Raw genomic sequence first — 18,813 nt, forward strand, 5'->3', positions numbered from 1 at the left:
AGGCACTGGCACTTCCGGCACTTCAGGAACTTCCGGCACCTCCTCGACGCCGATAGGCCAGGTCGTCATCAACGCCAGCAACCTCATCACCGCTGTCGGCACAACCGTCGCCGATACCGGCGGCAAAGTCACCGGCACATCCGTGCCCGGCGTCAACAACGCGACCACCGCGGGCCTCGGCAACGCCGTGACCGATCTTGGCAATGCCGTCAAAGCTCTCGGGGACGGCAGCGCCGCCGGCCTCGGCACGTTGGGCAGCTCGGCCAATCCGCTCAACCCGACACTCGGTTCGACGTCAGGCGTCGTGTCCAACGCGGCCGCCGCGGTGACGTCGCTTGGCAACGCGGTCACGAGCCTCGGCAGCGGACCGCTCGCGCCGGCTTCGCCGCTGACGTCGACGCTCGGCAGCGTCGTCGGCGGCGTCGGAAGCGGCCTGAATGCAGTCGGCTCGGGGCTCGGCACCACGCTGGCCGGCGCGCCCGTGCAACAGGTCGAGACTCAACTCAGCTCGGTCATCAACCCGATAACGGTCGCCGTGTCGAACACGACGCAGACCGTCGGCAATGCAACCGGCCTCGGCTCGCCGCTCAACGCGCTGCTGAACACGGTCGGCAATGGACTCAACTCCGCGGGACTCAGCGTGTCGGCGGCGACCGGCGATCAGGTCGGCAAAGACGTCGGCGGGGTCGTGAGTCAATTGGGCAAGACAGTCACGACCACGGGCGGACTGCTCACGGGAGCGACGACAAATCCGCTTGCGCCACTGACCGGCGTGCTCGGCCCGCTAGGCGGCGCGACCGCAAGCGGCAGCGTATCCATCCCGCCGTTAACGGGCCTCATCGGCAACCTCGGCTCGCTCGGCGGCAATGCAGGCGGGAACACGCCGGGCAGCGCTGCGGGTCTGCTCGCGCCCGTAACCGCGCTTCTCGGCACTGCGGGCTCGCTCGGCGGCGCGGGCGGTGGGACGGGTAGCACGGGCGGCAGCGCAAGCGGCCCGCTTGCCCCCGTCACGACGCTTCTGGGATCGCTGAAATCGGCAGTCGGCGCGGCCGGCGCGACCGGTGCAGCAGGCGCGACGGGCGCGGCCGGCGGATCGCAAGCCGGCGCGGCCGCGAATCCGGTCACCGGCCTCATCACCGGATTGACAGGCGGTTCGAGCGGCGGCACGTCGTCCAGCACCAACCCGCTTGCGCCAGTGACAAACCTCGTCGGCGGATTGCTCGGCGGCGTCACCCCTGCGAAGAAATAACCACTAGCCCGAAGCGGCCGGGACCCAAAACAAAATAACGCCCGGCCGCCGCTTATGTCATGACGACGAGGATGACATGACCTCCAGCATCGAGACCTTTGCGCGTGCCGACGATCCGGCTCCGCGCTCGGCAACGCCGTTTTCCGTGGGCTTATTGGGCATGCTCGCCGGCCTGCTGACGCTGTGGCTCGTGCGCGATAGCACCGCGCTGGACGGCGCCACGCGCAGCACCGTGGCCTGCTTCGCGATCATCGCTACCGTGGGCGCCTACGAGTTGCTTGTCGCGCGAGTCTATTTGCGTCCGAGCGCGGGGCTTGCGCGTCGCGCGCTACGGTCGCTCAGCATCGCGCGTGTCGCAATGCGTCTTGCGTCCCTGGCCTGTATCTATGCAGGCATCGGCGCGCTTTACTGGCTATTGCCCGAATACCACGGTTCGTTCTATCACCCGTTCTGGTCGCTGATTGGAACGCTCGCACCTTACGTGGCAGTGGCCGCGCCGTTTTACTTTGCGTGGATGGACACGCATCAGCGCGAAACCGACGACGCCTATCTGCTGCTCGCGCGTCTGCTGTTACGCGGCGAACGTCCGTCGAACTGGCGGCCCCTACGCGAAATGCTGGCCGGCTGGATGGTGAAAGCGTTCTTCCTTCCGCTGATGACCGTCTATCTCTCGAGCAACGCAGCCCAACTCAACGCTTCGCTTTCCGCCGCATTGAACGCGCCGTTCTCTCTTGCAACGTTTCGCTTCATGTACGACCTCTCGTTTGCAATGGATCTGATGTTCGGCACCGTCGGCTATCTGTGCACGCTTCGCATTCTGGACAGTCATGTGCGCAGCGCGGAGCCGACCACGCTCGGCTGGCTCGTTGCGCTCATCTGCTATCAGCCGTTCTGGTCGCTGATTTCCAGTCAGTACATTCGCTACGAAGGCTCGATGTTCTGGGACAACTGGCTTATTTCGATGCCGGTATTACGGATAGTTTGGGGCTCTGTGATCGTGGCGCTACTGCTGTGCTATGCCTGCGCCACGATGTCTTTTGGCTTGCGCTTCTCCAATCTGACCAACCGGGGAATCATCACCTCCGGACCTTATCGCTTGACGAAGCATCCTGCCTATATTGCCAAGAACCTGTCGTACTGGATGGTGAGTGTGCCGTTCATCGAGCCTCTGGGTTGGCGAGTCGCACTCATGCATTGCGCGGCACTCGTTGCAGTCAATCTTCTCTATTTCGTGCGGGCGAAAACAGAAGAAAAGCATCTGATGAACGACCCCGACTATCGTGCATACGCCGAATGGATCGCGAGAAACGGCGTCTTTGCAAAGATAACGCGCGCGTTCCGATAGAAGACGCAGGAGGCAATTTGACCGGACACAGAACTTTTACTAGCATCGTCAGCCACGCAACTCAACGACTGCGTCCTGCACACAGTCAATCAAGCTGGCCGATGCTAGAAATTCCCCTCTCCGACGCCGATTGGGCGCGAGTCCAGAGTCTATTTCCGGAGCCGGTTGCCACTCGCGGGCGCCCGCGCCGAAGCGACCGCGAGATTCTCAACGCCATACTCTGGTTGCAGCAGAGAAATGAAAAATGGCACCGGCTGCCCGCAACATTTCCGCCACAGCAAACGTGTTATCTCCGGTATATGGCGTGGAAGAAGTCGGGCGTGCTCGATCAGGTGAATGAGCGCTTGCCTGAGTGCAATGCGGAATACGCTGACGGCTGCGATACGTAACGCATCAGGCGGCGCGTGAATGCACTGCTGCCGCCGCACGCGGAAAAGACACGCGCATATGCACACCCTTGCCGCCCTCGCCCGTGTCGAGCGTGATATTGCCTGCATGCGCGTCCGCGATTTCGCGCACGATGGCGAGTCCGAGACCGGTGCCCTCCGTATCCGTCGACGCGCGAAAGAACGGTTCGAATATGCGGCTACGGGACTCGGCGGGAATGCCCGGACCGTCGTCGAGCACACTAACGGTGACACTATCGGCATCGGCTTTCACTGACACGGTGACATGCCCGCCGCTGCCGGTATAGCGAATCGCGTTCTCCACAAGGTTCGCAATCAGCGCATGCAACAGGCCGCGGTGTCCTGCCACTGGCGCGCTATCGCAAAGCTCGGCGCCTAGGTCGATCTCGCGGCCTTGCGCGAGCAGCGCGAGATCTTCGACTACTTCAAGGGCTAACGGCACGAGGTCGACTGTCTCGACAACGACCTGACTGTTGTCCGCCGCCTCTGCTTGCGCAAGCAACAGCAACTTGTTGGTGAGCCCGACCATCGACCGGTTACTGCGATGCATGGCGGCGAGCGCTTCGTCGAGCGCGGGATTGACGCCGCCCTGTTGCCGCGCAAACTGCAATTGCGTGCCGAGCAACGTAAGCGGCGTGCGCAACTGATGTGCGGCGTCGGCGATAAAACGGCGTTGCGCGGCAACCTGCACGCCGAGGCGCGCAATGCATTGGTTAATCGCCTCGACAATGGGCCGCAATTCAGTGTGCAAACGGTCTACGCGAATCGGTTCGAGTTGCATCGGATCGCGATCGGCAACCTCTTCTTTCACCTTCATCAGCGGACGCAATTCGAACGTCAAGCCGATGCACACGAGCGCAACGGCCAGTGCGATCATTTCGATCTGCCGCACGAGTTGCGGTTGCCATAACTGCTCGGCCATCGCGTCGCGCGAACGCACGGTCTTGCCGACGGTGACGCGCACGCGGCGTGTCGCGCCGTTGTCGTACATGAGCCGCACGATTCCCACAGCACGCACGTCCTGGCCGTAGAGCGTGGTGTCGTAGTGGTCGGGCGTATCGGCCGCTTGCGTGGGGCGCGGCGGAAAGTCCGGCGTGCCCGCAAGCAAATGCCGACCGTCGACATTGACGCTGTAAAAGACTTGATCGCGATAAGGCGACGCGAAAATTTCGAGCGCCGCAGGCGGTACATCCACGCGCAAAAAGCCGTCTACCCATTCCACTTCGCCGGCAATCATCCGCGCGGAAGAAATGAGCTGATTGTCCTGCACGAGATCGGCGGTTTGCCGCGCATTGTCGTAGGCCGCCTTGCCGGTCACGAACACGTACAGTGCAAGCGGCACCAGCAACCACCATAACAAGCGGACCCGCAAACTATTGGTCATCTTCTTTCTTGCGCAGCAGATAACCGAGTCCGCGCAGCGTGACGATAGCCGCAGAACTGCCGTCGAGCTTCTTGCGCAATCGCGAGATGTAGATCTCCACCGCGTCTTCGCTCGGCTCATCGGCGAGCGTGAAAATGGCGTCGACGAGCGCGGGCTTCGTCACCGTTTTGCCGAGCCTCAAGATAAGCGTTTCGAGCACCGAGCGCTCGCGCGGCGTCACATTGAGTGGCGCGCCTTTCAGCGTGAACTGGCGCGTGTCGATGTCGAACGCGAGATCGCCGCACACCACTTCGCTTGCCTTTGAGGGCGACTGCCGCCGGATCGCCACCTTGATTCGCGCGATCAGCTCGCGCACTTCGAATGGCTTCACGAGGTAGTCGTCCGCACCGGCGCCGAGCAATTCCACTTTTTCGTCGATGGAACCGCTCGCCGTCAGAATCAGAACCGGCGTGGCGTCTCCTCGTTGACGCAGCCGGCGCAGCACGTTCTTGCCCGACAGCTTCGGCAGATTCAGGTCGAGCAGAATGACGTCGTAGTGATTCGACTGCAGCAAACGGTCTGCCGCGTCGCCGTCCTGCACGGCGTCGAGCGCGAATGCCTCCTGCTCGAGCATCTTCGCGAGCCAGTGCGCGAGCGTGGGATTGTCTTCGATGAGCAGCAGCTTCATGGCGGGAACGGCAAAAGTCAGGGCGTCGATTGTGCCGCAAAAAAAGGGCTTTGCGCGTATTGCGAGCCGATGTGCCGCGCAGCGCGCGACGCACGCCTCGCGGCACTTCGGGGTTAACACTCATGGTTTCCCTACAGCGCCGAAAGCTCGCAGAAGGTTTTCAATTTCTATAATCGCCGTCATTCATCCAAAAAGCGCCGCGCGCAACATCGGGCGGCGACTAAACCCAGGAGACTGCCTCATGCGTACCTTGCGCCAGATTGCCGCCGTGTCCAGTGTTGCGTTTGCCCTCGCCGCTGCTTCGACCGCCGCTCATGCGGAGAAAATCACGATCATGGTCGGCGGCGCCGCCAAGATCATCTACCTGCCGGCGCGGCTCACCGAGCAACTCGGGTACTTCAAGGACGAAGGCCTCGACGTCGAAATTCTTTCGCAGCCGGCCGGCGTGGACGCGGAAAACGAACTGCTCGCAGGCGCGGTGCAAGGCGTGGTGGGCTTCTACGATCACACCATCGACCTGCAGAGCAAAGGCAAGGAAGTCGAGGCGCTGGTGATCTTCGGCCAGGTGCCCGGTGAAGTGGAGATGGTTTCCACGAAAGCCGCGGACACCTTCAAAAGCATGGCCGACGCAAAGGGCAAGACGCTGGGCGTAACGGGCCTGGGCTCGTCGACGAGTTTCCTCACGCAGTACCTCGCACAGCGCGCGGGCGTGCCGTCCACGCAATACACGCTGCTGCCGGTGGGCGCGGACAACAGTTTCATCGCGGCCATCAAGCAGAACCGGATCGACGCCGGCATGACCACAGAGCCGACAGTCTCGCAGTTGCTGAAGACCGGCGATGCAAAAGTACTGATCGACATGCGCACGCTCGAAGGCACGCGTGCCGCGCTTGGCGGCACCTATCCGGCTTCCAGCTTCTACGTGCAACGCGCGTGGGCCGAATCGCACAAGAGCGACGCCGCCAAACTCTCGCACGCTTTCGCAAAGACGCTGAACTTCATCGCCACGCATAGCGCCGAAGACATCGCCGCGAAGATGCCGAAGGACTACTACGGCAGCAACAAGGATCTGTATATCGGCGCATTGAAGGCTTCTCTGCCGATGTTCACGAAGGACGGCAAGATGCCCGCCGACGGCCCAGAGACCGTGCTGCGAGTACTTTCCGCATTCAATCCTTCGGTGAAGGGCAAGCATATCGACCTCGCCAAGACCTACACGAACGACTTCGTGGCGGCGCCGGTCAAGACCGCGGCGAAGTAACGCCGATCAACAACAAGAGAACTGCGAGGCATCAGCCGATGAATCAACCCATGTCACGCGAGACGCCTGCGATTGAGTTGCGCAACGTATCTTGCCGTTTCATTTCGCCGGACGGCAAGGCCACCGTTGCGTTGCGCGACTTCAGCATGTCGGTGGCGCGCGGCGAGTTTGTCGCTATCGTCGGCCCGACGGGTTGCGGCAAATCCACGACGCTCAGCATGATTACCGGCTTGCTGAAGCCCACTACCGGCGAAGTTCGCGTGATGGGTGCGCCCGTTGACGGCATCGATCCGCGCATCGGCTTCGTGTTCCAGGCGGACGCGGTGTTCCCGTGGCGCTCGGTCATCGACAACGTCGCGGCCGGTCCGCTATATCGCGGCCGCTCGAAATCCGCCGCCTACGACGAAGCGAACGAATGGCTGCGCCGCGTGGGCCTCGACAAGTTCAGCAAGCATTATCCGCATCAACTTTCGGGTGGCATGCGCAAACGCGTGGCGCTCGCGCAGACCTTCATCAACCGCCCCGAGATTCTGTTGATGGACGAGCCGTTCTCGGCGCTCGACATGCAAACGCGCACGTTGATGCAGGATGAACTGCTGCAATTGTGGGGCGGCGCGGGGTCGGTGGTGTTCGTCACGCACGATCTCGAGGAAGCAATTGCACTCGCCGATCGCGTGTTCGTGCTGACCGCGCGGCCCGCTACGCTGAAGAAGGTTTACGACATCGACCTGCCGCGTCCGCGCGTCACGTCGGAAGTTCGCTACGACCCGCGTTTCATCGAAATCTCGCGAGACATCTGGCACGACCTGCGCGAAGAAGTGCAGATCGGTTAATCAAGGAAAGGCAAACATGTCGACAACCCCTCAACAGACCATGCCCACGGGCATCGACACTGCTTCGCTCGAACACGTCGAACGGGTCGCGCAAAAACGTATTCGCCAACGTCAACTACTGGTGATTTCTCTGCGTATCGCGGTGCTCGTGGTCGTGCTCGGCGGTTGGGAACTGTCCGCTCGCCTGAAGTGGATCGACCCGTTCTTCTTTTCGATGCCGAGCGCGATTTTCGATCAGATCGTCGACTGGTTTGTGAACGGCACCTCGCAAGGGCCGCTTCTCACGCAGGTTTGGGTCACGCTGGAAGAGACCGGACTCGGCTTCATTATCGGTTCCGTTGCCGGCATATTCTGCGGCATCGTGCTCGGACGTAACAAGCTGCTGTCGGACGTGTTCAGCCTGTACATCAAGATCGCGAACTCGATTCCGCGTGTAGTGCTGGGTTCCGTGTTCGTGATCGCGTTGGGCCTCGGCATGGCTTCCAAAGTCGCGCTCGCGGTGGTGATGGTGTTCTTCGTTGTGTTCGCGAATGCGTTTCAGGGCGTGCGCGAAGCGGATCGCTACATGATTGCGAACGCGCAGATTCTCGGTGCGTCTCGCCGCCAGGTGACGACGTCGGTTGTGATTCCCTCGGCATTGAGCTGGATTCTCGCGAGCTTGCACGTGAGCTTCGGCTTTGCGCTCGTCGGCGCAGTGGTCGGCGAATTCCTCGGCTCGAAGCAAGGTATTGGCCTTCTGATTTCCACTGCGCAAGGCGCGTTTAACGCAAGCGGCGTGTTCGCGGCGATGATCGTACTCGCCGTCGTCGCACTCGCCGCGGACTATCTGTTGACGGCCGTCGAGCAGCGCTTGCTGAAATGGCGCCCCGCCGCGGTTTGAACTTCAGTCGCGTTGCCGTGGTGTAAAAGCACGGCTTGGCAGTAAAAGAAATGCCGTTCGGTCGCCGACCGAGCGGCATTTTTTCTTTGTCTCTTCGAGTTGTTGCAAGCGCCGCGCGCGTGCGGGCCTTTCCATGCGACGCTTTCACTAGCGCGCGTTTTGCGCTACGTTTGCAAGCTCACGCATGACAAGTTCAGTCTTGCGTACTTCCTGCTGGAGCGATGCACATGGACGACGTCCAATTCGGCAAAGCGGCACAACAGCAACCCCCTGCGCAGAACGACCCGATTCGCCACGTAGTCGCTCTGCTCATGGAAAACCATTCCTTCGATCAGATGCTCGGCTGCCTCGACGAAGTCCACAAGGATCTGGACGGCGTACGCAACGCTGCGGCGAAAACAAATGACGACGGCCAGGGCCACGTCTTCTCACCTCGCCCCACGTACGCGCGACAAATGAAGCTCGATCCGGATCACCGGCATTCGGCGGTGTTAAGGCAGATCGACGGGAACAACAGCGGCTTCGTGCGCTCCTTCACGGACGATTATCCCAAGAGCAGTCTTGCCGCGCGGCAAGACATCATGGGCTACTATCCACGCGGCTTCCTGCCGGCGCTGCATACGCTTGGCGAGCACTTCACCGTTTGCGACCGATGGTTTTCGTCGATGCCCGGCCCGACCTGGCCTAACCGCTACTTCGCGCTTAGCGGCACTTCGAAAGGCCGGGTTGGTATGCCGTCCGGCCTCGATGCACTTAATCCGAAGTGGTACACCGAACAGGATCAGGACACGATTTTCGACCGCCTGAACGAGGCGCAAAAACGCTGGCGAGTTTATTTCTACGACTTTCCCGCGTCGTTGTTGTTGAAGAATCAACGCAAGCCCGAGAACCTCGCGAATTACCGCTACTTCGATACGTTCTTCCACGACGCCGCAGGCGCCGAAGACGCATTTCCCGAGTTTGCACTGATAGAGCCGAAGTACTTCGGCGAGGCGCAAAACGACGATCATCCGCCGCACAACATCATGAAAGCGGAAAAGCTGATCGCGGATACCTACAATGCCCTGCGCTCGAACCAGCCGTTGTGGGAAAGCACTTTATTTGTGATTCTTTACGACGAGCATGGCGGCTTTTACGATCACGTGGTGCCGCCGCCAGATGCGGTGGCGCCAGACGAGCATACGAACGCGTTCGACTTCAAGCGCCTCGGCGTGCGCGTGCCCGCCATTCTCGTTTCGCCGTGGTGCGATAGCGGCGTCTGTCATGCGCAATTCGACCATTGCAGCCTGCTGAACTATCTCTGCGACAAGTGGAAGATGGCGCCGCTCGGCAAGCGCACTGAAGCTTCGGCAAGCGTCGGACTCGCAATCCGCACTACCGGCGCGGCGCGTACCGATACACCGCAGTTCATTCGCGTGAGCAATCAATCGCTCATTCCCGAGCACGTCGAACTGGAAAAAAAGTCGTCGAATAACAATCAGCAGGGGCTGCACCATTTCGCGGACTTTCTGCACGCGGAACTGGATCGATTGACGACGGAGGTGGTCGTGTCGACGGCGAATGTCGCGCGTGCGCAGAACGGCTGGGTGCGCATGAAAAGCGCGTTAGGTTCGGCGATGATCGGCGTCGGACAGTGGCTTAGCAAAGACTTCTATCGGGCGCGCGATCAACGCGACGCGCGCACGAACCACGCATTCACACGGCTGTCGGAAGTCGCGCATGAGGCTCATGACGCTCTCAATACGCGCGGCGATTGAGAGCGCATATAGGCACGATAGCTCCAGACGTTTATCTCATTTCCAGCAACGAAGTTTACCGAAATGCGCCATTACTCTCTCCAGTTTGCGAACCTACAATGTAATCACTGGCTGCGAACAACAAGGTTCGTAGCGCAATAAACACCGAACTGGAGGTAGTTAATCATGAAATCGCTCATTCAAGCCGTTGTTGTCGCCACCGTGTTGGCCGCTCCTGTCGCTTCGTTTGCGCAGTCCAATGAGCCGGTGACTCGCGCTCAAGTGCGCGCCGAACTGGTTCAACTGGAAAAGGCCGGCTACGAGCCGAGCCGTGCCGACCGTTACTATCCTGCCGATCTACAGGCTGCACAAAACCGCGTTGCCGAGCAAAATGGCACCGCGCAGCCGGCGATATCGAGCTACGGCGGCGCGACCACCGGCTCATCGCAATCGGGCCGCACGGGGTCTGCTAATGGCGCGAAGTCCATTTACTTCGGCAACTAAGAAGGAACGGTTCGCGGTTTATCGCGCCGCCAGGGCGGATCCCGTTTGATCCGTTCCAAACGAACTGGCCCGCGACCGGTCATTCCGATCGCGGGCCAGTTCGCTATGTGTTACCTCCGTCATCGGCTACCGATGACTTCGCCTGGATCGCACCGGTCCAGGCGCTTTTTTGCCAATGCCGACAGTTGTGCGTGCAACGAGCCGATTGGCGAATCAGTCGCGAGCGATCAGATCGCCCACCTGGCCGCGGCCCGTGACGAGGCAGCTCGACAGGAAATTTTCACCCTGGCTGCTTGCGCCGGCTTCTCCGAAACCCTTCTTGAACGCGTTCGCCTTGACGAGTTCCGCGCCCTGATGGCACGTGATCGTCCCTACTTCACCGGCCTGCGCGCGCATGAGCGCCCGGTCGGCCAGCAGATAGCCAAGCAACAGCACCACCGCAATATTGAACGCCTGTCTCATGGATCGTCTCCTCCTTCGAGGAGACTAACGCGAACCCTCTGCGCGCGGTGTTAGGGGTTTCCCGATTCTCGCGTGTCTTCTGATGCAGGTTAAATCGCGCGATCACAGGGAGGCCGCGTCAGAAGCGCGCTTCGATGTCCCGAATGCGCTGCTCGATTGATCGACGCACCAATGTATTGGACGAAACTAAAACCAGCGACGACGCGATGATCCCATACACCTTGTTTCGCCGCACCTTGGAGACCTGCTGCGGATCGAGCCACGCCTTGTTGTCCACGAGCAGCAGCAGCGTTTCGAGGCCGATCAGAATCGGCCACAAGCATGCGAGCCGCAGGCGCACGGAAAAAGCGGGAATCGCGAGCGTGTAATCGAGCGCCTCACGGAAATGATCGAGCGTCTTGCGCAACAATTCGACCATCAGCGGACGCGCGCGCAGCGAATTGGCCGGCAGCAAAAGATCTTGCGGGCTAAGGCCGTGCTGTTCCAGCATCGTTTGCGGAAGATAGCAGCGACCAATGCGCAGGTCTTTGCCGCAATCGCGCAATACGTTGGTCATTTGCAGCGCCTTGCCGAAGCGCACACCGCGGGCGGCCATGATGTCGGGCCGCTCCTTCAGCGTGCCGGGCATATGCGCGTAGGTCATCGTGGTCCAGAATTCGCCGACGCAACCCGCCACCAGATACGTATAACGGTCGAGCTCACCATATTCGCGCAGCGCCGCGATGCGGCCTGAGCGTTCGTCGGGGAACGTGCGCAGATCGAATTCCATGCCTTCGGTCAACGTCGACACAATCGCGCGCACGGCCTTGCGGTCCGGCTCGCTCAATTGCGTCAGCACGTCTAGCGCGGGACCGAGCGATTCGAGCAGCAGCTTCTCGTCCGACTGGCTCTGCTGACCCGCGACTTCTGCGGCCATGCGCTGGAACAGCGCGCCGTCGTTTGCCACGCCGTTGATCTGATCGCGCAATGACAGCAGCAATTGGAGCCGCTGTTCCGGCGCGATCAGTGAGGTATCCGCGATGGTATCGGCGGCACGCGCGAGCAAATAGGCGAGGCCGATTGGATCGCGCATGCCCACCGGCAACACGCGAAGCGTAAGGTAGAACGAGCGTGATACGCCTTTCAGGAGCGGACCGAGAAGAAAGGCCCGGGTCGGAGTCGGCATGGGTGCGATATCAGTATTGGCAAAATTCAGGCGGTGGGCAATTGTATACGGCAAGCCGCGCTAAGATGCGGGATAGCCTGAATCTCGTGCCGACAATGAGCAAAAACCAGAATTCGACTCTTGAACCCAGCGCCACGCGTACTCGCCGACCCAGCCTGCGGCTCACTTATGTGATCGGCAGCCTCGACCGTATCTTGCGGCGTCGTATGAGCGAAGCCCTCGCGCCGCTCGGCTTGACCCTCGCACAATTTACCGCGCTCTCCGTGCTTGAAGCGAAAGGGCAAGCGTCGAACGCGCAGCTTGCCGAGCGCTCGTTCATCACCCCGCAATCAGCCAACGAAGTGATGAACGCGATGGCGAGCCGCAACTGGGTGAGCCGCGAGCCCGATCCCACGCATGGCCGCATCGTGCTGCTGCAACTGACCGACGAGGGCCGTACCGTACTGCGCCAATGCGAGCAGGCGGTGAAAATCATTGAAAAGCAGATGCTCGAAGGCATCGAACTGGAAACAGCCGGCACGGTGCAGCGCCACCTCGAAAGTTTCGTACGCAATTTGCGCGGGTAGCGTCGGCAAGCAGTGGCGTCTGATAATGGCGATGACTTCATGCCGCCGCGCCCGATATGCCACGTCGCACGTACTTCTTTTGTACTTTCGGGCGCTTGCCGAACACAACTTTCAATCTTCGCTGCTTCGTATTCACGCCACTGCGGGTAAACAGCGGGAACGCACTTTGCTGACGTAGTTAGCTTAAGCAACGCACTGACGTCAGCGAGCGCCGCTAGTCGCAGTCCAACCACACACGATAATGAACATTCACGAATCGCCGCCCCTCTCTCGCACTAACGTCGAAACGGGCGTGCCCGGCCTTGACGAGATCCTGGGCGGCGGTCTCGTGCGCGGCGGCGTTTATCTTCTCGAAGGCATGGCCGGCGCCGGCAAGACGATCCTGTCGAGCCAGATCGGCTTTCATCGCGTAAGCCGCGGCGAGAAGGTGCTGTACATGACGCTCATCGCCGAATCGCACGACAAGTTGCTTGCGCACCTGAAAGGCCTGACTTTCTTCGACGAAAAAGCCGTCGCGCAGCAAATGCTTTTTGTCTCCGGCTATCACGAACTGATGCAGGACGGCCTGGACGGCTTTCTGAAACTCATTGCGTCGAGCATTTACGATTACCGGCCGAGCCTGATGATCATCGACGGCTTTCGTAGCGCGCGCGAGTTCAGCGAGACGGAGCTGTCGTTGTCCAAGTTCATTCATGAGTTGAACGCTCTCGTCGCGGCAATGGACTGCACGACGCTGTTGCTCGCGCCGCTGTCCGGCAACGAGCCGCATCCGGAACATACGCTTGTCGACGGTCTGATAGAACTCAACCGTTATAGCGACGGCATGCGCCGCGCGCGCGAAATCGAAGTGCACAAGATGCGTGCGCGCAATCATCTGATGGGCAAGCACTACTTTCGCATCGCCGAAAGCGGGCTTCTGATGTTCCCGCGTCTCGAAGCACAATGCGCCGCGCCGAGTGGACCGGTCGATCTTAAAGCACGGGTCGGTTTCGACTTGCCGCATCTCGATGTCATGTTCGGCGGCGGTCTGTCGCAAGGCTCGACCGCGACGTTGATCGGACCGTCGGGCGTCGGCAAGACGATGCTGAGTTTGCAGTTTCTCGCAGCGGGCGTCGCGCGCGGCGAACGTTGTCTGTATCTCGGCTTTTACGAAGGACCGCAACGGCTCCTCGGCAAAGCCGAGGCCGTTTCGATCCCGCTGAACGAAGCGTATGAAGACGGCCGTCTCCTGATTCAATGGCAGCCCGCCATTGAACTCGCCGTCGACGAAATCGCCGCGAAGGCGCTCGCCACCGCGAAGAACATGGGGGCGACGCGCATGGTGATCGACGGAGTGGAAGGCTTCCGCGATTCCGCGTTGCGCGTGGAGCGCTTCGGGCTGTTCCTTAACGCATTGCTGCATCAGTTGCGCGAGGCCGGCATCACGACGCTGGTCATAGAAGAAATGCCGCTCCATTCCGATCACGGCCATTCGAGAACCACGCGTGTTTCGGCACTCACCGAGAACCTCGTGCTGCTGCGTTACGCTGAGACAGACGCGGGACTGCGGCGCGCGATCTCCATCGTCAAGCAGCGCGAAAGCGCACATGATCCGTCCACGCATGAGCTGGTGATTTCGTCGCAAGGGCTCGATGTTATCGAAAGCCCGCTCAGCGCCACGGTTTCTTCGGCATCAGGTCTGTCCGCGACGTTGCAGCCGCGGCGACCGGCGTAGCACCCATGAAAACCATTCTGGTCGTGGATGACGAATTCGACATCCTCACGGTATGGCGGCTGCTGCTCGAGCGCCACGGCTATACGGTATTGACCGCATCGAATGGCGCCGTCGCGCTCGAGCAAATACGCAGAACGAGGCCCGACATCATCGTATCGGACTGCATGATGCCGGTCATGTCGGGGCTGCAATTGTGCGCGGCGCTTTACGCCGATCCCGAACTGCGCGACATTCCGATCATTCTATGCAGCGCGGCCGCGGATATTCCAGTGCAACCCAATCCGTCTATCGAATACGCGCGCAAGCCGATCGCGTTCGACGCGTTGCTCGCAATGCTCAAGCGGATGTCGGTGTAGCGCTTCTCTTACTGCGGCTCACCACCGCCTTGCAGCGTCAAACCGACTCCACCACCAGCGCGCCGACGTTTGCAATCGCCGCGTTGTTGCGCGCGGCGTCGCCCGCAGTGCCGGTCAAATAGACCGCCACAAGAATCGGGCCGCGTCCCGGCGGCCAGAAAATCGCCACGTCGTTCGCGGTGCCGTGATCGCCCGTGCCGGTCTTGTCGCCCACGCCCCAATCTTTCGGCAGCTTTGCGCGCAGACGCGCGCCGCCGGTCTCATTGCCCGCGAGCCACGCGAGCAATTGCACTCTCGATGACGACTTCAAACGCTCGCCAAGCAGGAGTTCGCGCATATTGCCGAGCATTGCATTCGGTGTCGTCGTATCGCGCGGATCGCCAGGCGTCGCCTCGTTCAACGTCGGCTCATTGCGGTCCAGCCGCGTGATGCCGTCGCCGAGACTACGCGCGAATGCAGTCAGTGCAGCAGGACCGCCGAAGCTTTGCAGCAGCAGATTAGCCGCGGTGTTGTCGCTGAGCGTGATCGCCGCCTTGCACAACTCCGCGATACTCATGCCCGCGTTGCCGGTGCGCTCGCGAGTGTGCTTCGACGTCGCCGGCGAGTACGGCACCAGTTCGCTTTCCGGATAGACGATGCGCCGCTGCAGATCTTCCTCGCCGCCATCGACACGCGCGAGGATCGCGCCCGCGGCGAGCAGTTTGAACGTGCTGCACATCGGAAAGCGCTCGTCCGCATGCAAGCCGGCGTGCAGTCCCGAGGTCGTGTCGACGATCGACACGCCGAGCCGTCCACCGCTTTGTGCTTCGATCTCTTCGAGCCGCGCGCGAATCGCATCCGCCTTGGCGAACTGTTGCCGCTGCCGCGCTCCATTGATTGCCTTGCCCGATTCCGCGTTCTTGCCCCACGCGCCGCCGTTGCCGAACGCAACCCCAGCTATCGAAACGCCCAGCATCGCACCCGCGAATTTTCTTCTCGTGATCATTGCCGCTCCTTTGTGTGAAGCCGCAACTATCGGTTTTCCCGCCGCCGCTGACAAACGATGATAAGTTAATGCGCTCACAAGAAAAACTTATGCCTCGGCCATGAGACCTTATCTTCCGCTTAACGCGCTGCGCGCTTTTGAATCGTCCGCCCGGCACTTGAGCTTTACTCGCGCGGCACTCGAACTGAATGTCACCCAGGCCGCTGTCAGCCAGCAGGTCAGATCGCTCGAAGAACGTCTCGGCACCACGCTATTCAAGCGCTTGCCGCGCGGTCTCGCGATGACCGACGAGGGTCTTGCATTGCGTCCCGTCCTGACTGACGCATTCGATCGCATCGAAGCCGTGCTCAAGCAATTCGAAGGCGGCCACTTTCATGAAGTGCTGACGGTCGGCGTGGTGGGTACGTTCGCGGTCGGCTGGCTCATGCCACGGCTAAAATCGTTTCGAGAGGCTCATCCCTTCGTCGAATTGCGGCTGTTGACGAACAACAATCTCGTGGATCTCGCGACCGAAGGCCTCGACTTCGCAATCCGTTTCGGCGACGGCACGTGGCCGGGTTCACTCGCGACACGCCTGCTCGATGCACCGCTCGCGCTCTTATGCACGCCGGAAATTGCAGCGCGTCTGTCGACGCCCGCGGATCTCGCCGACCAAACGCTGCTGCGTTCCTATCGCGCGGATGACTGGAGCAACTGGTTCGCCGCTGCGGGCATTCCACCGCGGCCCATTCGCGGACCCGTGTTCGATTCTTCGCGATTGATGGTCGAAGCGGCGATGCAGGGCACGGGCATCGCACTCGCGCCTGCGCTGATGTTCGATCGAGAGATCAATACGGGCCGCCTCGTGCGTCCGTTCGATGTCGAAGTCCATGCCGGCAGTTACTGGCTCACATGGCTAAAGGGCAAGCCGATGACGCCCGCGATGCTGCTGTTCAGTCAGTGGCTCGTCAAGGAAGCGGCCACACACACGCCGGATTAGCACAAGCCCGTGCGACGATAGCCGTTCATCGCGGGGCGCTCGGCTTGCGGCGGAAATACATTCCACGAGCCGTCGTCGTGACGGAAGAAGAAGATCGACAGCAGGCCGCCCGGACGCAGCGCCTCAACGCGCACGAAACGCTGATGCAGTGATGCGCGGTGGCAGAACTCGACCACTCGTGCCGGCATCGACGGCGTAGGTGCAAGCCATTTGTCGACGGCCCAGTGCAAGGTCTTTTCAGCAGCAGCCATGATGTTCTCCTCGGTTTCTTCACTCATCTCTTTCGATAACTCACGCCACTTGCGCGGCGAACTGCCTGTTCTTCGCGCCGGCCTCGACGAATGCCTTCACGAGGCACATCAGCACATGCATGCCCGTGCGCGGATGGCGCAAGCTGCAATGCACCTGTTCGCTGCGGCTTTCGCCAAGCAGCACCCACGCGCAGAAGTGTTCGCAGTTGTTGGTCAAGAGGCGGTAGCGGTTCTCGCCGAGACGTGAGCGCGCGCGGCGCACTGCTTCTTCGCCGAGGTAGCGCGCGCCGAGCGTCGCTCTGATCGTCAGCGGATGCCCGGCGGCGAAGCGGTCGAGTTCGACTTCTTCAACCGGGCCGCGATGCGCCGAACCGGCAAAGCCCGCGTAATGAACCACACGGCCATTGCCCACATAAATGCCGTGATGTTCGTAACCGCAGCGGGTGGAGACCAGATGCGAACCGATCGGCAAGTCGATGGTGGACGACGGTTCATCGGCCGCATCGCTTGTCGTCTGAAGAGAGTTCGTGTTCATGGCTTGCCTCGTTTGTTTCCAACACTGTTGCGAGGTCTTTTGCATCATCCGGGCCATGCGCTCGGAAGCCCTTGTTTATAGGGCTTTGCGCGAAAATACGCGGCTTTTAACGACGCGAGTGTGGGCCTTGAACCGACAGAAATCGGGTCGATGTGTTGGCGATTCTCGATCTTTTGTCACGTCACGAGCTGTGCTTTGGAGAGCTTTTTGGAAGCCTCGCGATGCGTTGAGAAAGTGTTGGGCGCCACACCGGTTGCGGCGCGTGAATGTTGGCTACTGCCCGACCTATCGCTTTGCATGCGACTCGCCCGACACGCTCCGAGCGGCCCGCGGTCCCACGCCAGTCAACGCATCACAGAAGAACGCAGGACGTCGCGTACGAATTGGCATAGCGCTTGCACTATCTCGCCCAGATCCATAAAAACCGCGCGCGTCGCGCACGCGGTCAACCGGAGAACGACATGGCTTCTATTTCTGTGAACGATCTTTCGCTGAACCTCGCACTCGACCGCAAAGCAATGGCGGCGATTCGCGGCGGAGGCGGTGCGCCGTGGGTCTATGGATGGATTCAGCCTTATGTGCGGGAAACGCCGAGCATTGGGCCGGTCGTGAACCTGTACGAGGTGTCCAACAACTTCTATGCTAACCAGATGATCAACCAGTTCCAGTCGGTCGACGTGCGCAATACCGGTGCGAACTCGAACATTAGCGTCGCTCCCGACGCACGCAGCAGAAACGATATGGTGTAGCCGTTGTGACTTGCGCGAGCCAATTCCGCTGGACGTCGTGCGCGCGTTCCGACGCGGGATGCGTGCGTGAAGTCAATGAAGATGCCTGCCTCGACGACGCCGAACTGGGACGCTGGGCCGTCGCGGACGGCATGGGCGGGCACGCGGTCGGCGACCTCGCGAGCCGCCTCGTGATCGACGCGCTAAAGCGGCTCGCGCCGCCCGTCAGCATGAAGGCGTTTATCGCGGACGCACGCGCGCATTTGCAGGTCGCGAATCGTCAGTTGAGAGAAGAGGCCGCGCGCCGCCAGGTGCAGCGCATCGGCAGCACTGTCGTCGTGCTTCTCGCGTGTGATCGCTTTTGCGGCTATGTGTGGGCCGGCGACAGCCGCCTCTATCTCGTGCGCGACGGACAACTGCGCCAACTCACGCGCGATCACAGTCAGGTTGAAGCGCTCAAGTCGCTCGGCGTGATTACCGATGAAGAAGCGCGGCATCATCCCGCGCAGCATATGATTACGCGTGCCGTGGGCGCGACCGATCTGCTCGAACTCGACGACGATGCAATCGAAGTCGCGGACGGCGACATCTTCCTGCTGTGCAGCGACGGCCTGAGCAACGAGGTCGACGAAGCCGACATGCTGGCGGTGCTCAACACAGCCGCCCACGCCGACGCGCCGGATCTACTCGTGAGCCTCGCGCTCGAGCGCGGCGGCCGGGACAACATCACGGCAGTCGTCGTGCGCGCGGAAGATCCTTATGCCGCCGACAAAACGCTGCTGAATCCCGCGCCATGACAAAGCGAA

At 61.1% G+C, this 18,813-nt stretch carries 21 protein-coding genes; 14 read left to right on the forward strand and 7 right to left on the reverse strand.

The window, feature by feature from the left end:
* Positions 1 to 142: 142 nt before the first annotated feature.
* From C8K18_RS06440 to C8K18_RS34100, 3 genes are all read left to right on the forward strand, one after another.
* Entirely contained in the window at positions 143 to 1,249 is a 1,107-nt protein-coding gene (locus C8K18_RS06440; protein ID WP_308810914.1) for a collagen-like triple helix repeat-containing protein, read from the forward strand.
* 76 nt (positions 1,250 to 1,325) lie between these two features.
* Positions 1,326 to 2,594: an isoprenylcysteine carboxylmethyltransferase family protein gene (locus C8K18_RS06445; RefSeq protein ID WP_107706992.1), complete on the forward strand. Its 1,269-nt coding sequence runs from the start codon at positions 1,326 to 1,328 to the stop codon at positions 2,592 to 2,594.
* Positions 2,595 to 2,695: 101 nt separating this feature from the next.
* Complete coding sequence (locus C8K18_RS34100; protein WP_006047215.1) at positions 2,696 to 2,983, forward strand: transposase; 288 nt, start codon at positions 2,696 to 2,698, stop codon at positions 2,981 to 2,983.
* A gap of 4 nt (positions 2,984 to 2,987) precedes the next feature.
* Here the strand turns inward: C8K18_RS34100 and C8K18_RS06455 are convergent, their stop codons facing one another.
* Positions 2,988 to 4,385 carry a sensor histidine kinase gene (locus C8K18_RS06455; RefSeq protein ID WP_107706993.1) on the reverse strand — a complete coding sequence of 466 codons (1,398 nt, stop codon included), beginning with the start codon at positions 4,383 to 4,385 and terminating at the stop codon, positions 2,988 to 2,990.
* Positions 4,375 to 5,052, reverse strand: a complete 678-nt coding sequence (locus tag C8K18_RS06460; RefSeq protein WP_053859881.1) for a response regulator — start codon at positions 5,050 to 5,052, stop codon at positions 4,375 to 4,377. Before C8K18_RS06460 ends, C8K18_RS06455 begins: the two co-directional genes overlap by 11 nt.
* Before the next feature lie 241 nt (positions 5,053 to 5,293).
* On the opposite strand from C8K18_RS06460, the gene C8K18_RS06465 reads away from it, so the two are divergent.
* From C8K18_RS06465 to C8K18_RS06485, 5 genes are all read left to right on the forward strand, one after another.
* The gene (locus tag C8K18_RS06465) at positions 5,294 to 6,313 is read left to right on the forward strand and encodes an ABC transporter substrate-binding protein (protein ID WP_006047218.1); all 1,020 of its coding nucleotides are present in this window, start codon (positions 5,294 to 5,296) and stop codon (positions 6,311 to 6,313) included.
* 38 nt (positions 6,314 to 6,351) lie between these two features.
* The gene (locus C8K18_RS06470; protein ID WP_107706994.1) at positions 6,352 to 7,146 is read left to right on the forward strand and encodes an ABC transporter ATP-binding protein; all 795 of its coding nucleotides are present in this window, start codon (positions 6,352 to 6,354) and stop codon (positions 7,144 to 7,146) included.
* A 16-nt stretch (positions 7,147 to 7,162) separates the two neighbouring features.
* Complete coding sequence (locus C8K18_RS06475; protein ID WP_006047220.1) at positions 7,163 to 8,026, forward strand: ABC transporter permease; 864 nt, start codon at positions 7,163 to 7,165, stop codon at positions 8,024 to 8,026.
* A 227-nt stretch (positions 8,027 to 8,253) separates the two neighbouring features.
* Positions 8,254 to 9,783 (forward strand): alkaline phosphatase family protein, encoded by a 1,530-nt coding sequence (locus C8K18_RS06480; RefSeq protein WP_107706995.1) that lies wholly within the window; start codon positions 8,254 to 8,256, stop codon positions 9,781 to 9,783.
* A 165-nt stretch (positions 9,784 to 9,948) separates the two neighbouring features.
* Complete coding sequence (locus C8K18_RS06485; RefSeq protein ID WP_029967025.1) at positions 9,949 to 10,266, forward strand: DUF4148 domain-containing protein; 318 nt, start codon at positions 9,949 to 9,951, stop codon at positions 10,264 to 10,266.
* 213 nt (positions 10,267 to 10,479) lie between these two features.
* Here C8K18_RS06485 and C8K18_RS06490 read toward each other — a convergent pair whose 3' ends face one another.
* The gene (locus C8K18_RS06490) at positions 10,480 to 10,728 is read right to left on the reverse strand and encodes a hypothetical protein (RefSeq protein ID WP_107706996.1); all 249 of its coding nucleotides are present in this window, start codon (positions 10,726 to 10,728) and stop codon (positions 10,480 to 10,482) included.
* 118 nt (positions 10,729 to 10,846) lie between these two features.
* Positions 10,847 to 11,893, reverse strand: coding sequence for a phytoene/squalene synthase family protein (locus tag C8K18_RS06495; protein ID WP_107706997.1), 1,047 nt, complete (start codon positions 11,891 to 11,893; stop codon positions 10,847 to 10,849).
* Positions 11,894 to 11,988: 95 nt separating this feature from the next.
* Between C8K18_RS06495 and C8K18_RS06500 the strand changes: the two genes are divergently transcribed.
* The 3 genes from C8K18_RS06500 (at position 11,989) to C8K18_RS06510 (ending at position 14,529) form a co-directional block, all read left to right on the forward strand.
* Positions 11,989 to 12,459: a MarR family winged helix-turn-helix transcriptional regulator gene (locus tag C8K18_RS06500; RefSeq protein ID WP_181324824.1), complete on the forward strand. Its 471-nt coding sequence runs from the start codon at positions 11,989 to 11,991 to the stop codon at positions 12,457 to 12,459.
* Between the two features lie 241 nt (positions 12,460 to 12,700).
* On the forward strand, positions 12,701 to 14,173 hold the full coding sequence (locus C8K18_RS06505; RefSeq protein ID WP_006047226.1) for an ATPase domain-containing protein: 1,473 nt from the start codon (positions 12,701 to 12,703) through the stop codon (positions 14,171 to 14,173).
* A 5-nt stretch (positions 14,174 to 14,178) separates the two neighbouring features.
* Complete coding sequence (locus tag C8K18_RS06510) at positions 14,179 to 14,529, forward strand: response regulator (RefSeq protein WP_006047227.1); 351 nt, start codon at positions 14,179 to 14,181, stop codon at positions 14,527 to 14,529.
* A gap of 37 nt (positions 14,530 to 14,566) precedes the next feature.
* On the opposite strand, the gene bla is transcribed toward C8K18_RS06510, so the two are convergent.
* The gene (gene bla / locus C8K18_RS06515) at positions 14,567 to 15,514 is read right to left on the reverse strand and encodes a class A beta-lactamase (RefSeq protein WP_107706999.1); all 948 of its coding nucleotides are present in this window, start codon (positions 15,512 to 15,514) and stop codon (positions 14,567 to 14,569) included.
* A gap of 100 nt (positions 15,515 to 15,614) precedes the next feature.
* Between bla and C8K18_RS06520 the strand changes: the two genes are divergently transcribed.
* Complete coding sequence (locus C8K18_RS06520) at positions 15,615 to 16,493, forward strand: LysR family transcriptional regulator (RefSeq protein WP_107707000.1); 879 nt, start codon at positions 15,615 to 15,617, stop codon at positions 16,491 to 16,493.
* Here the strand turns inward: C8K18_RS06520 and C8K18_RS06525 are convergent.
* Both C8K18_RS06525 and C8K18_RS06530 read right to left on the reverse strand, forming a co-directional pair.
* Positions 16,490 to 16,744, reverse strand: a complete 255-nt coding sequence (locus C8K18_RS06525) for a hypothetical protein (protein ID WP_006047230.1) — start codon at positions 16,742 to 16,744, stop codon at positions 16,490 to 16,492. The two genes, C8K18_RS06520 and C8K18_RS06525, sit on opposite strands and share 4 nt — an antisense overlap.
* A gap of 40 nt (positions 16,745 to 16,784) precedes the next feature.
* Positions 16,785 to 17,279, reverse strand: a complete 495-nt coding sequence (locus C8K18_RS06530) for a lecithin retinol acyltransferase family protein (RefSeq protein WP_006047231.1) — start codon at positions 17,277 to 17,279, stop codon at positions 16,785 to 16,787.
* A 461-nt stretch (positions 17,280 to 17,740) separates the two neighbouring features.
* On the opposite strand from C8K18_RS06530, the gene C8K18_RS06535 reads away from it, so the two are divergent.
* A complete protein-coding gene (locus C8K18_RS06535; RefSeq protein WP_006047232.1) occupies positions 17,741 to 18,028 on the forward strand; it encodes a hypothetical protein in 288 nt (95 codons plus the stop codon).
* Between the two features lie 5 nt (positions 18,029 to 18,033).
* Positions 18,034 to 18,804 carry a PP2C family serine/threonine-protein phosphatase gene (locus C8K18_RS06540; RefSeq protein WP_029967036.1) on the forward strand — a complete coding sequence of 257 codons (771 nt, stop codon included), beginning with the start codon at positions 18,034 to 18,036 and terminating at the stop codon, positions 18,802 to 18,804.
* Positions 18,805 to 18,813 lie beyond the last annotated feature (9 nt).

The organism is Paraburkholderia sp. GV068 (assembly GCF_003058125.1).
GTDB lineage: Bacteria > Pseudomonadota > Gammaproteobacteria > Burkholderiales > Burkholderiaceae > Paraburkholderia > Paraburkholderia graminis.